11 protein-coding genes are annotated in these 12,364 nt (G+C 62.2%); 7 read left to right on the plus strand and 4 right to left on the minus strand.

Annotated elements, in window-relative coordinates; all coding sequences use genetic code 11:
- Nucleotides 1-50: 50 nt before the first annotated feature.
- From ACMCNM_RS03730 to gdhA, 3 genes are all read left to right on the plus strand, one after another.
- Nucleotides 51-464 carry a hypothetical protein gene (locus ACMCNM_RS03730; protein WP_186703604.1) on the plus strand — a complete coding sequence of 138 codons (414 nt, stop codon included), beginning with the start codon at nucleotides 51-53 and terminating at the stop codon, nucleotides 462-464.
- Nucleotides 465-1,080: 616 nt separating this feature from the next.
- The gene (gene ettA, locus ACMCNM_RS03735) at nucleotides 1,081-2,748 is read left to right on the plus strand and encodes an energy-dependent translational throttle protein EttA (RefSeq protein WP_027594531.1); all 1,668 of its coding nucleotides are present in this window, start codon (nucleotides 1,081-1,083) and stop codon (nucleotides 2,746-2,748) included.
- A 323-nt stretch (nucleotides 2,749-3,071) separates the two neighbouring features.
- Complete coding sequence (gene gdhA, locus ACMCNM_RS03740) at nucleotides 3,072-4,412, plus strand: NADP-specific glutamate dehydrogenase (protein WP_099428289.1); 1,341 nt, start codon at nucleotides 3,072-3,074, stop codon at nucleotides 4,410-4,412.
- 141 nt (nucleotides 4,413-4,553) lie between these two features.
- Here the strand turns inward: gdhA and ACMCNM_RS03745 are convergent, their stop codons facing one another.
- The 4 genes from ACMCNM_RS03745 to ACMCNM_RS03760 all read right to left on the minus strand — a co-directional run bounded on the left by ACMCNM_RS03745 (nucleotide 4,554) and on the right by ACMCNM_RS03760 (nucleotide 7,971).
- Nucleotides 4,554-5,051: a GreA/GreB family elongation factor gene (locus ACMCNM_RS03745; protein WP_412763966.1), complete on the minus strand. Its 498-nt coding sequence runs from the start codon at nucleotides 5,049-5,051 to the stop codon at nucleotides 4,554-4,556.
- 66 nt (nucleotides 5,052-5,117) lie between these two features.
- The gene (locus ACMCNM_RS03750) at nucleotides 5,118-5,474 is read right to left on the minus strand and encodes a hypothetical protein (RefSeq protein ID WP_099430863.1); all 357 of its coding nucleotides are present in this window, start codon (nucleotides 5,472-5,474) and stop codon (nucleotides 5,118-5,120) included.
- A 78-nt stretch (nucleotides 5,475-5,552) separates the two neighbouring features.
- On the minus strand, nucleotides 5,553-7,406 hold the full coding sequence (locus ACMCNM_RS03755; protein WP_412763967.1) for a DUF4105 domain-containing protein: 1,854 nt from the start codon (nucleotides 7,404-7,406) through the stop codon (nucleotides 5,553-5,555).
- A gap of 76 nt (nucleotides 7,407-7,482) precedes the next feature.
- Nucleotides 7,483-7,971 (minus strand): DUF3015 domain-containing protein, encoded by a 489-nt coding sequence (locus ACMCNM_RS03760; RefSeq protein WP_099452860.1) that lies wholly within the window; start codon nucleotides 7,969-7,971, stop codon nucleotides 7,483-7,485.
- A gap of 256 nt (nucleotides 7,972-8,227) precedes the next feature.
- Between ACMCNM_RS03760 and ACMCNM_RS03765 the strand changes: the two genes are divergently transcribed.
- The 4 genes from ACMCNM_RS03765 (at nucleotide 8,228) to ACMCNM_RS03780 (ending at nucleotide 12,321) form a co-directional block, all read left to right on the plus strand.
- On the plus strand, nucleotides 8,228-10,666 hold the full coding sequence (locus ACMCNM_RS03765; RefSeq protein WP_186683163.1) for a Lon protease family protein: 2,439 nt from the start codon (nucleotides 8,228-8,230) through the stop codon (nucleotides 10,664-10,666).
- 162 nt (nucleotides 10,667-10,828) lie between these two features.
- Nucleotides 10,829-11,167 (plus strand): hypothetical protein, encoded by a 339-nt coding sequence (locus tag ACMCNM_RS03770; RefSeq protein ID WP_027594524.1) that lies wholly within the window; start codon nucleotides 10,829-10,831, stop codon nucleotides 11,165-11,167.
- 247 nt (nucleotides 11,168-11,414) lie between these two features.
- Complete coding sequence (locus ACMCNM_RS03775; protein WP_016501546.1) at nucleotides 11,415-11,903, plus strand: TIGR00645 family protein; 489 nt, start codon at nucleotides 11,415-11,417, stop codon at nucleotides 11,901-11,903.
- 112 nt (nucleotides 11,904-12,015) lie between these two features.
- Nucleotides 12,016-12,321 (plus strand): DUF6482 family protein, encoded by a 306-nt coding sequence (locus tag ACMCNM_RS03780; protein WP_099452864.1) that lies wholly within the window; start codon nucleotides 12,016-12,018, stop codon nucleotides 12,319-12,321.
- Nucleotides 12,322-12,364: the final 43 nt, after the last annotated feature.

The raw sequence follows: 12,364 nt of genomic DNA on the forward strand, positions 1-12,364 counted from the left end.
GTGCGAGAATGCCGCCCGCTTCAATGACAACGCTTCGGAGATGTTCGGTTTTGGTTACTCACTTTTCCTCCAATGGCCTCGATTCCGCCTGTGGGCGCAGCAGTCAGACCCTTGTCAGCACTGCCGTGACCGCGGACGTATCCTGCAAGTCGTGCCAGCGTTCGCTGGTCAAACCGGAGGCGGCCGCCGCCTCGAAAAGCAAGGCCCCGTCGCTGGCCGAACTGCGCAAGACCGCCAAGGCGGCAGCAGCACCGGCAGCCGTGGCAGCACCGGCAGTGCCCGCGGTCGCGGCCAAGCCTGCGGCCAAGGTCGTAAGCGTGCCTGCTGCCCAGCCGGCCAAGGCCGTTGAGCAGCCTGCTCGCAGTGGCGGGTTCAGCGTCAAGTCTGCCTGGGCCGCGCGCCTGGCCGAGCAGGGCGACCGTTGCCGGTTGCCGCGGGGCAAGGTCAAGCAGCGTCACGTCTGAGCTTTTCAAGGTCAGTTCTGGCCTCTTCGCGGGGCAAGCCCGCTCCCACAGGTACTGCGCAAGCTTTGGGGTTTGTGCTGTTCTTGGGGCAGCGGGTACTGCGCAAGCTTTGGGGTTTGTACTGTCCCTGGGGGAGTGGGTACTGCGCAAGCTTTGGGGTTTGTGCTGTCCCTGGGGGAGTGGGTACTGCGCAAGCTTTGGGGTTTGTGCTGTTCCTGGGGCAGCGGGTACTGCGCAAGCTTTGGGGTTTGTGATGTTCCTGTGGGAGATTCTATGGTTTTCAGCAAGCCGGTTTGCTCGCTTTGGTGACATATTCGTCCTGATTTTTCATCAGGGCGAATGCTACGCGAGGGTCTGTACTGCTGCGAACAGTCAGAATCGGGCATTTAGTCCCACCACCCCTTCAAGTCTAACCATACAAGCGGGCTTGCCCCGCGAAGAGGCCAGCACAGGCATAAGCATTTCTTCCCCGTAACCCCACCATCCGACCCTCCTATGCAACGCCGCGCGTTGGCGTAGAATGGTCGACTTTGTTCAATGACACCCCGTAAACACATCCCCCTGGCCCACTGCCGGGGCGTTGGTCGATGTCTTTACCTATTTAGAGGGCTTGGTTTTGGCTCAATACGTCTACACCATGCATCGGCTGAGCAAGGTCGTGCCGCCGAAGCGCGAAATTCTCAAGAACATCTCCCTGTCGTTCTTCCCTGGCGCCAAGATTGGCGTACTCGGCCTGAACGGCGCGGGTAAATCGACCCTGCTGCGCATCATGGCGGGCGTCGACAAGGAATTCGACGGCGAAGCCCGTCCGATGCCCGACATCAACGTCGGCTACCTGCCGCAGGAACCACAACTCGACCCCGCCAAGACCGTTCGTGAAGTGGTCGAGGAAGCGGTCAGCGTGATCAAGGACGCCCAGGCTCGTCTGGACGAGGTCTACGCCGCCTACGCCGAACCCGACGCCGACTTCGACAAGCTGGCCGCCGAACAGGCCAAGCTCGAGTCGATCCTGCAGGCTGCCGACGGCCACAACCTCGAGCGCCAGCTGGACGTCGCCGCCGACGCCCTGCGCCTGCCGGCCTGGGACGCGAAAATCGAACACCTGTCCGGTGGTGAAAAGCGCCGTGTGGCCCTGTGCCGCCTGCTGCTGTCGGCCCCCGACATGCTGCTGCTCGACGAACCAACCAACCACCTGGACGCCGACTCGGTGGCCTGGCTGGAGCGCTTCCTGCACGACTTCCCGGGCACCGTGGTAGCGATTACCCACGACCGTTACTTCCTCGACAACGTCGCCGGCTGGATCCTCGAACTGGACCGCGGCGCCGGCATCCCGTACGAAGGCAACTACTCGGGCTGGCTGGAAGCCAAGTCGGACCGTCTGGCGCAGGAATCCAAGCAGCAGAGCGCCCACGAAAAGGCCATGAAAGAGGAACTGGAGTGGGTGCGCAAAGGCGCCAAGGCCCGCCAGTCCAAATCCAAGGCACGTCTGCAGCGCTTTGAAGAAATGCAGTCGCAAGAGTTCCAGAAGCGCAGCGAGACCAACGAGATCTACATCCCGGCCGGCCCGCGCCTGGGTGACAAGGTCATCGAGTTCAAGAACGTTTCCAAAGGCTATGGCGATCGCGTGCTGATCGACAACCTGTCGTTCGCCATGCCGAAGGGCGCCATTGTCGGCGTGATCGGCGGTAACGGCGCCGGTAAGTCGACCCTGTTCCGCATGCTGATGGGCAAGGAGCAGCCGGACTCGGGCAGCATCGAAATCGGCGAAACCGTGCAACTGGCCTGCGTCGACCAAAGCCGCGAAGACCTGGACGGTTCCAAGACCGTGTTCCAGCAGATCTCCGACGGTTCCGACCAGATCCGCATCGGCAACTACGAGATCCCGTCGCGCACCTACGTGGGCCGCTTCAACTTCAAGGGCGGCGACCAGCAGAAGTTCGTCAAGGACCTGTCCGGTGGTGAGCGTGGCCGTCTGCACCTGGCCCTGACCCTGAAGGAGGGCGGTAACGTCCTGCTGCTCGACGAACCGTCCAACGACCTCGACGTCGAAACCCTGCGTTCCCTGGAAGAAGCCCTGCTGGACTTCCCGGGCGCCGCCATTGTGATTTCCCACGACCGTTGGTTCCTGGACCGCGTGGCGACCCACATCCTGGCGTACGAAGACGACTCGAACGTGATGTTCTTCGAAGGCAACTACACCGAGTACGAAGCCGACCGCAAGAAGCGCCTCGGCGATGCTGCTGCCCAGCCGCACCGCGTACGGCACAAGAAGCTGGCCCAGTAAGCCGGTTTTAGCTGCACTAGAATGGGGCCCTTCGGGGCCCCATTTTTGTGCCTGGCAGGCATCGCCGTTGGCCCCTTCGCGGGGCAAGCCCGCTCCCACTGAATCCCCCGCAATCTCAACCTTGCACAGGCCTCTGTGGGAGCGGGCTTGCCCGCGAAGAGGCCGATCCTGATAACAATATTTTCATCGTTTTGTATACATTTATATAAAACGCACCAAATAATTTCAAAAAAACGACATTATGCCCTGTTCTCGTGCGATTGCTTCTTGGTACATTCGAAAAAAAACCAATAAGTCCAATCCCTCTTGGTGAGATGTCTACCATGATCGAATCTGTCGACAATTTCCTCGCGCGCCTTAAGCAACGCGATCCTGCCCAGCCTGAATTCCACCAGGCGGTGGAAGAAGTCTTGCGAACCCTGTGGCCGTTCCTCGAAGCCAATCCTCATTACCTGCAGGCCGGTATTCTGGAGCGCATGGTCGAGCCTGAGCGCGCGGTCCTGTTCCGTGTTTCGTGGGTCGATGACCAAGGCAAGGTCCAGGTCAACCGCGGCTACCGCATCCAAATGAGCAGCGCCATCGGCCCGTACAAGGGCGGCCTGCGCTTCCACCCGTCGGTGAACCTGAGCGTGCTCAAGTTCCTGGCCTTCGAGCAGGTGTTCAAAAACTCCCTGACCTCGCTGCCCATGGGTGGCGGTAAAGGCGGCTCGGACTTCGACCCCAAGGGCAAGAGCGATGCGGAAGTGATGCGCTTCTGCCAGGCGTTCATGAGCGAGCTGTACCGCCACATCGGCGCCGACCTCGACGTACCGGCCGGTGACATCGGAGTGGGCGCGCGCGAAATCGGCTTCATGTTCGGCCAGTACAAGCGCCTGGCCAACCAGTTCACCTCGGTGCTGACCGGCAAGGGCATGACCTATGGCGGCAGCCTGATTCGCCCGGAAGCCACCGGCTACGGCTGCGTCTACTTCGCTGAAGAAATGCTCAAGCGCCGTGACCTGCGCATCGATGGCCGTCGCGTGGCCATTTCTGGGTCCGGCAACGTGGCCCAGTATGCTGCGCGCAAGGTCATGGACCTGGGCGGCAAGGTTATCTCGCTGTCCGATTCCGAAGGCACCCTGTACGCCGAAGCCGGCCTCAGCGACGCCCAGTGGGACGCCGTGATGGAGCTGAAAAACGTCAAACGTGGCCGCCTCAGCACGCTGGCGGGCGAGTTCGGCCTTGAGTTCCGCAAGGGCCAGACCCCGTGGAGCCTGCCGTGCGACATCGCCCTGCCGTGCGCCACGCAAAACGAGCTGGACACCGAAGACGCCCGCACCCTGCTGCGCAATGGCTGCTTCTGTGTCGCCGAAGGCGCCAACATGCCGACCACCCTTGAGGCGGTGGATATCTTCCTGGAGGCAGGCATCCTGTACGCGCCGGGCAAGGCATCCAACGCCGGTGGCGTGGCCGTGTCGGGCTTGGAGATGTCGCAGAACGCCATGCGCCTGTTGTGGACGGCCGGTGAAGTGGACAGCAAGCTGCACAACATCATGCAGTCGATCCACCATGCCTGCGTTCACTATGGTGAAGAGGCGGATGGCACGATCAACTACGTCAAGGGCGCGAACATCGCCGGCTTTGTGAAAGTGGCTGATGCCATGCTGGCGCAGGGCGTGGTCTGATCCAAGATCGCTGGGGCCGCTTTGCGGCCCATTCGCGGCGCAAGGCCGCTCCCACCCGAACTGTGTAGCCTCAAAGGCTAGCACCGCACCTGTGGGAGCGGCCTTGTGCCGCGAATGGGCTGCAGAGCAGCCCCAAGGCCCTCAAGCCTCACCCTCGATAGCGACCACCTCGATCATCTGATCCCCCACCGGCCGCCGCCACACCACTTCATCCCCAGGCCCCGCGCCCAGCAATGCCCGCCCCAGCGGCGAGCCCCAGTTGATCAACCCGCGGCCCGCATCGGCCTGATCTTCCCCCACCAGCTGCACCTCATGCGCCTGGCCCTGCTCATCCACAAAGCTCACCCGGCTACCGATCTGCACCTTGTCCCGCGAAGTAGCGGCTGGCACCACCTGGGCACTCTGCACCCGTGCGCTGAAGTAGCGCAGGTCGCGCTCGGCATCGGCCAGGCGCTGCTTGTCGGCACGCTCGCCCTGGGCCTGCAACTGGCTGCGCAATGTATTGAGTTCGGCTACCCGCTGCTGCAATTGCGCCAGGCCACTGGCCGTGACGTAGTTGGGCTGCTCGCTCACCCGTCGCTCAACCGGTTGGTCGGCCTGGGCGGCAGCTTGGTCTTCGTTGACGAACGCTCGGCTCATGGTGGCCTCCTTGTGCAGGAGACCATGATGGCAGGCCGCCGGTTTCAAGGGATGTCAGTTTGCGACCTAGTCGTGGCGATAGGCCCGTGCGGCATCGCGGTCCTTCTCGTGCTCCCAGTCACGGTCGCGTTGGTCCCAGTAGCGGTCACGGTATTGACGCTGCTCTTCGCTGTTCTGCAGGGCGTGGCATTGGCGAAAACCATCGTCCCAACCGCTTTCGTACTGGCGATTGTGCAGGTAGCGCGGCACGTCCTTGCGGAAGTCCCCGGCCATCACCCCGGCCGCCTGCCGGCCGCTGCTGCAGCCATCCTGGAAACCATCGGCGTAGGCGGGGGGGTAACCGTGGTCGAGCATCTGTTCGTGGGTGGTTTCGCACCCTGACAGCAAAAAGGCAACGCACAGGCCTAACCAGTACCGCGACATGAACACTAGACCCTCCAATTGATGCTGGAGAGTCTAGGGGGCGATTTGTCGGCGAGCTGTCAAAACAGTGTCAAAGAGTCAGTAGTGGTACCACTTCAGCTCCAGCATCACCTCGTTCTGCGCCGTCGCCAAGTGGCTGAATTCGCGCGAGGCACTTAACCGCAGGCCCAGGTTGCGGCTGATCTCCCATTGTTGATTCAGGCTCACGCTGCGCCGCACTTCGCCATTGGTGAAGAAGTCGCCCTTCGCCTCCAGTGTCATGTTGCCCAGCCCGTTGCGCCAGAGCAGGCCGCCGTTGAACCCGGCTGCCGGGGAGATGAACTCGGCAAAATCATTGTGGTGTTCGACCCGTACCGTGCCCAGGGCGAAGCCCAGCAGTTCGTCGGCCAGTTGCCAGGTGCCGCCAGCGCCGCCATTCACATGGCTGACCAGCACTTCGTCGTCATGCTTGCCCGGCACCCGTTCCAGGCCACCGGTCACCTGCCATGACCATGGTTTGAGCAGCGCATTGCGGGGTGTCAGCGAGCGGATGGTGGCAAGGTCCAGGCGCTGCACCTGCCAGTCGTTGCCTTCGTACTGGCGGACTTTCAGCTGCAGAATCTCGATTTGCGCGCCCAGCGGGAAGCCATAGGCGTTGTCGTTGAGGTCGTGATATGCCATGCGCAGGCCGTACTCGGCGTAGGCGCGGTCTTCCCGCGTGCCGACACCCAGCTGCCAGGTGCGTGAGTCATGGCCATCCTCGGGCAACCCCGGGCGCTCGATTTGCAGCGCCGGCGGCGGGTTGCGGTTGATTGCGCGCAGCAGCTCGAAGCTACGCGTTGCCTGGCCTGGGTCGCGTTGCTGGCCATTGGCGCGGTAACGCTCCAGGCGGTAGGCGGCGTCCTGAACCAGCGCCTGGCGCTCGCGGGGCAGGGCAGTGAACCCAGGGCTTTGCAGCTGTGCGGTATCGGCGCTGACAGCCAGCACCTGCTGCTTTTCGTGAGGGTCAAGCGGCTCGGCGCGGGCCAGCAGTTCGCGCTCGCGCGAAGGCCGGTAGTTGACGCTGGACACCAGGCCAGACTGGCGCACTGCCTTGACCGTGTCGGTAGGGATGGCGGTCAGCGGGAACTGCGACGTCAAATCCAGGCCTGGCCGCGCCACCTGCAGCAGTTCGAGCAGGCGGTACGAGCAGTTCTCGTCGAAGAAGAAATAGTCGAACTGGATCTGCTTCAGCTCCCACACATGCTCGACCATGCGCCCGGTCTCTTGCGGGGTGAGGTCCAGCTGGTACTCCCACAGGTCGCGGTTTTCCAGGCTGCGGTACTCGGACAGCTTCTCTTGGTAGGGCATCAGCGCGAACAGGCCTGGGTAGCCGCCCATCAGGCCTTTCCAGGCATACAGGATGCTGTTGTCGCTGCCTTCGATGTAGGCGCCGAAGTTGATCGCGTAGCTCAGCAGCGTGGTGTCGTCGCTGTGGGTGTTGGACTGGTCGATGCGCAGCAAGGTGTGGCCGAACATCGACGAAGGGCTGTTCAGGTAGGCCGCCGGAAAAATCAGCGCGGCGCTGTGCGGGTCGATCGAGGTGTACCAGGTCTTGAATTCCTGGCAGTCGGGCTGTGGCAGGTCGGTCAGCCCCAGTTGCTCCTTGAGCCAGCGGGTACGCGCCGGGAAAACGCACTGGGCATGCTTGTCGCCCAGGCTAGCGGGCGCATACAACGCCTGCACCGTGGCCCGCAGCTCTTGGTCCGGGTGGTGCGCGCCATCGTCGGCGAGAAAGAACTGGGTATCGTCCACATAGCTGCGCCAACCACCCAGCTTGGCGGTTTCGTAATGGCCCAGGGCGATCCAGTAGGGGTTATTGGCCAATTGCTGAAGACGGCCTTCATCCAGCGCAGGCGCAGCATGAACAGGGGCGCAGGCACACAGCGCCAGGTAAGCGAGGCGTTTGAGCATATCGGGCAACTACTTCTTCACGATGCCGAAAGAAAGGGCGAAACCCGCCCCGGTAAGGGGGCGGGGGATGCTGCGCTTACGCCTCGGTGGCGTATTTGGCCAGGCGTGGGTCGTTCTTCAGAACTGCCAGGGTATTGCTGTGCACGGTTTCGGCCGTGACGTCGGCGCTGCTGAAGATCTGGCTGAAGTGCTGGTGGGTGACCGACTCGAAGTAGCTGCGGTCTTCCGGCGCTACGCCCAGTACCACGGCATAGGTGGTCAGCGCCTCGCCTTTGCCCATGGCCATGTCTTCGGACAGTTCGTTCATCATGCCATTCATGGCAAACCACGACTTGCCGCCATAGGTCAGCGAAGCCTTGGTGGAGCAGCCGTTGGTGCCGGAGGTCATGCCGAAGGTGGCGTTACCGGAGGTGCCGTTGGTGGTGGAAGCCAGGAAGTGAGCCGGCGTACCGCGTTGGCCTTCGAACAGCATGTTGCCCCAGCCGCAGTTCGGGCCGCCTGGCGCTTCAGCCATGGCATTGAGGGAGACCACGGTGAACAGAGTACCCAGAAGAATCCGTTTCATAGCATTTGTTCTCTATTTGTCTTAAACCAAGGGTCAGGGTTTCTGGCAACTCGCTTGCCAGGTCGGGAAAGCTTTTCACCCACCCGCGCAGCTTGGAGTTTAGGCACGATCTAAAGGTTGCGTTGTTGATTGCGAAAAATTTGCCTGGAGGCCTGTGTTATCGCGACTGCGACATAAAGTCCCGGTGAGCCTTGCAAGGCGCGCGCGGGCAGCGCCAGAATGCTCCGTATCCGCCCCGCCGAAGTAAGGAAACCCAATGCCCGATCCTGTCGCTGCGCGCCTGCGTCTTGCGCCTGAAGCCCTGACCCGGCGTTTTTCCCCCGAGCAGTTTGCTTTTACCCATACCGACGATCTGGAGCCGTTTCGAGGCGTTCTGGGCCAGGAACGAGCAGTCGAGGCCCTGCAATTCGGCGTGGCCATGCCTCGCCCTGGTTACAACGTGTATGTGATGGGCGAGCCCGGCACGGGCCGCTTCTCGTTCGTCAAGCGCTACCTCAAGGCCGAGGGCAAGCGCCAGCACACCCCAGCCGACTGGGTTTACGTCAACCACTTCGAGGAAACCCGCGAGCCGCGTGCCCTGGAGCTGCCCTCAGGCAGTGCCGGTGAATTCATCGCCGACATGGGGGGGCTGATCGACAACCTGTTGTCGACCTTCCCGGCAGTGTTCGAGCACCCGTCGTACCAGCAGAAGAAGGGCGCCATCGACCGCGCCTTCAACCAGCGCTACGACCGCGCCCTGGATGTGATCGAGCGGGCGTCGCTGGAAAAAGACGTGGCCCTGTACCGCGACGCCAGCAACGTTGCCTTCACCCCGATGGCCGACGGCAAGGCGCTGGATGAAGCCGAGTTCGCACAGCTGCCTGAAGCGGTGCGCGAGCAGTTCCACGAGGACATCGCCCTGCTCGAGGAGCGCCTCAACGAAGAACTGGCCAGCCTGCCGCAGTGGAAGCGTGAGTCGAACAACCAGCTGCGTCAGCTCAACGAAGAAACCATCACCCTGGCCCTGCAGCCGCTGCTGGCGCCGCTGTCTGAAAAGTACGCCGAGAACGCTGCGGTGTGCGCCTACCTGCAGTCGGTGCAACTGAACCTGTTGCGCACCGTGGTCGAGCAGTTGGTCGATGACAGCAAGACCGACGCCGTGGCGCGCAAGATGCTCGAAGAGCAATACGCCCCCAGCCTGGTGGTCGGCCATCACCACGATGGCGGCGCGCCGGTGGTGTTCGAGCCGCACCCGACCTACGACAACCTGTTCGGCCGAATCGAATACAGTACCGACCAAGGCGCGCTTTACACCTCCTATCGCCAATTGCGCCCAGGCGCCTTGCACCGGGCCAACGGCGGCTTCCTGATTCTTGAAGCCGAGAAGATGCTTGGCGAGCCCTTCGTCTGGGATGCGCTCAAGCGTGCGCTGCAGTCGCGCAAGCTGAAGATGGAGTCGCCGCTGGGTGAACTGGGCCGCGTGGCGAGCGTCAGCCTGACGCCACAGATGATCCCGCTCAACGTCAAGCTGGTGATCATCGGCTCGCGCCAGCTCTACTACGCGCTGCAGGACCATGATCCGGACTTCCAGGAAATGTTCCGGGTGTTGGTCGACTTCGACGAAGACATGCCCATGGTCGACGAGAACCTGGAGCAGTTCGCCCAGCTCTTGCGGACCCGCACCAACGAAGAAGGCATGGCACCGCTGACCAGCGACGCCGTGGCGCGCCTGGCCACCTACAGCGCCCGGCTGGCAGAGAACCAGTCGCGGCTGTCGGCGCGCATCGGTGACCTGTTCCAGCTGGTCAGCGAGGCCGACTTCATCCGCCAACTGGCCAGCGACGAGATGACCGATGCCGGCCACATCGAGCGCGCACTCAAGGCCAAGGCCACCCGTACCGGGCGTGTGTCCCAGCGGGTGCTGGACGACATGCTCGCCGGCATCATCCTGATCGACACTGAAGGCGCGGCCATCGGCAAGTGCAACGGCCTGACGGTGCTGGAAGTGGGCGATTCGGCGTTCGGCATGCCGGCGCGTATCTCTGCCAGCGTCTACCCCGGGGGCAGCGGCATCGTCGACATCGAGCGTGAGGTCAACCTGGGCCAGCCGATCCACTCCAAGGGGGTGATGATTCTGACTGGCTACCTGGGCAGTCGCTACGCGCAGGAGTTCCCGCTGGCTATCTCGGCGAGCATCGCCCTGGAGCAGTCCTACGGCTACGTCGACGGTGACAGCGCCTCGCTGGGTGAGGTCTGCACACTGATCTCGGCCTTGTCGCGCACGCCGCTCAAGCAATGCTTTGCCATCACCGGCTCGATCAACCAGTTCGGTGAAGTGCAGGCGGTGGGCGGGGTCAACGAGAAGATCGAGGGCTTCTTCCGGCTCTGCGATGCGCGCGGCCTGACCGGCGACCAAGGGGTGATCATTCCACGGGCCAACGTGGCCACCCTGATGCTCGACGAGCGCGTGCTGCAGGCGGTCGAAGCCGGGCAGTTCCACGTTTACGCGGTCAGCCAGGCTGACGAAGCGCTTAGCCTGCTGGTAGGCGAGGAGGCCGGTGTGGCGGATGACAAGGGCGAGTTCACCGAGGGCAGCGTCAATGCCCGCGTGGTGGAGCGCCTGCGGGAAATCGCCGAAATGATCAGCGAAGAAGACATCAAAGAGGCGGAAAAGGAACGCCTGGAAGAGATGATTGCGCAGGCTAAACCCGCCTGAGTCAATAAATCGGCGCTGGCGGCGATGTGCTACCGTTCAGCGCCGGTTTTCCAACTTTCTGAGTTGTTCTTCTATGCTGGAACTTAGGGAGCAATCAGGGTTCAGGATGGAAACAGCCTGAGGGTTTCAGGCTGAACAGGGCTCATTGGAGGGGACGCGGCCATGCGCAACCTCAGCCTTACTCGCCAGTGCCTGGGCCTGGTGACCCGCATTGAATGCAGCATTCGCCCACTTGCCGGTGACAATGGCATGTGGACGCTGCTGTTCGCCGCCGGCATGGCCGGTGAGCAACCCTCGGCCATCAAGGCTCAGGGGCCGTTCCACGGGCCATTGGTTGCCGAATCGGTGCTTAATGCCATCGTCGACAGCCTCACGCTGCATGGCTATCAAGTGACCGAAGACCCGCAGATCTGGTGCCTGCACCTGCAAGCGCAGTTGCGTCGCATCAATGGCGAGCGTTGCCGCAACCTGGGGGATTATCAGTTTCATCCTGAAAGCTGAACAGGCCGGGTGACCCTACAGGTACCCGGTCCCTCTGGGAGCAACTGTCTTGTGGTGCTTGTGCCGGCCTCATCGCTGGCAAGCCAGCTCCCACAGGTGCGGCGCTAGCCTTTGAGACTACACAGTTCGGGTGGGAGCCGGCTTGCCGGCGATTGGGCTGCACGGCAGCCCCGGGCTTTTGCTGCAGCGGGTGGCTGGCTATACTCGCCGTCGCTTTTTTAGTCACCTGACGAGTCCCTTACCCTCCATGGAACGTATTCTCGAAAACGCGATGTATGCCTCGCGCTGGCTGCTCGCCCCGATCTACTTCGGCCTGTCGCTCGGCCTGCTGGCCTTGGCACTGAAATTCTTCCAGGAAGTCGTCCACGTCCTGCCCAACGTATTTGCCTTGAGCGAAGCTGACCTGATCCTGGTGATCCTGTCGTTGATCGACATGTCGCTGGTGGGCGGCCTGCTGGTGATGGTGATGATTTCCGGCTACGAGAACTTCGTCTCGCAACTGGACATCGACGACAGCAAGGAAAAGCTCAACTGGCTCGGCAAAATGGACTCTTCGTCGCTGAAGATGAAGGTTGCTGCGTCGATCGTGGCCATTTCGTCCATTCACCTGCTGCGGGTGTTCATGGATGCGCAGAACATCTCCACCGACTACCTGATGTGGTATGTGATCATCCACATGACCTTCGTGGTGTCGGCCTTCTGCATGGGCTACCTGGACAAGCTCACCAAGCACTGAGCCCATGCGGCTTGAGGGTAAAACTGACCAATGGCGTCAGTTTTACCTTGTGTATTCGCAAGCCTTGTACAAAAAATGAGCACTCACGCGGTTCCCGCTGCGAGGTGCTCTCATGAACCTGCATCAGCTCAATACCGAGGCCAGGGTTGGCCATGTCGACGAACTCAACCTGATTGCCATCGAAGGTGGCGACTATCTACTTGAGGCCCGGATCAAGGGCCGTGCGCATCCGCTTTCCGACAGCCGTGGGCAACGCTTGCGCGTGCACTCCGTGGAAGAGGCACGGGGCCTGCTCAAGGACCTTCCATTGCTCTCGCTGAACCTGTTGCACTGGTCTGTGCAGGACGAAATGTGTGGCATGGGCACGCACCCGGAAGAAGACCTGAAAGTGCCGATTTCCCAGCGTTCGGCCTGGTAGCTGCTCGCGGCGCCCCAGTGTGCTAGGCTGCTCGCCCTTTTCA

The sequence above is a fragment of the Pseudomonas sp. NGC7 genome (assembly GCF_047159675.1).
GTDB lineage: Bacteria > Pseudomonadota > Gammaproteobacteria > Pseudomonadales > Pseudomonadaceae > Aquipseudomonas > Aquipseudomonas kermanshahensis.